The sequence below is a fragment of the Xanthobacter autotrophicus genome, from assembly GCF_029991245.1.
GTDB lineage: Bacteria > Pseudomonadota > Alphaproteobacteria > Rhizobiales > Xanthobacteraceae > Xanthobacter > Xanthobacter autotrophicus_C.
On record NZ_JAIVFO010000458.1, the window covers coordinates 1 to 392 of the forward strand.

The 392-nt window shown below is 72.2% G+C and carries 1 protein-coding gene; it reads left to right on the forward strand.

All coding sequences use genetic code 11. The annotated features are described in order from the left end of the window. Positions 1 to 311: hypothetical protein (locus tag K9U41_RS23670; RefSeq protein WP_282643258.1), on the forward strand; the 311-nt coding region annotated here is incomplete at its 5' end. Positions 312 to 392 lie beyond the last annotated feature (81 nt).

The window sequence follows — 392 nt, forward strand, 5'->3', positions numbered from 1 at the left end:
GGGGGGGCGACGACGACGCGAACCACAACGCCGGGTCGTGCAGCGCCGGCACCAGCTGGAAGATCAAGGCGAAGGCTGACGACGGGCGGATCGAGGTCGAGGCGGAGGTCGACAGCAACACGGTCGGCCAGGACTGGGCCTGGAAGCTCAAGGACAACGGCGTCGTGATCGCCTCGGGCACCTCGACCACGCGCGGCCCGAGCGGGTCGTTCGAGGTCGAGCGCAAGCCTGCGAACAAGGCGGGCACCGACCGCTTCGTCTTCCGCGCGGCGCACGCCGGTGAGGTCTGCCGCGCGACCGTGGCGTGGTGACGGGTCGCGCAACGCGGCTGGTGCCCAGACTGTTGGCCGGGACGGTCGCGGCTCTCCTCGTCGCGGGGCTGCCGTCGAGCG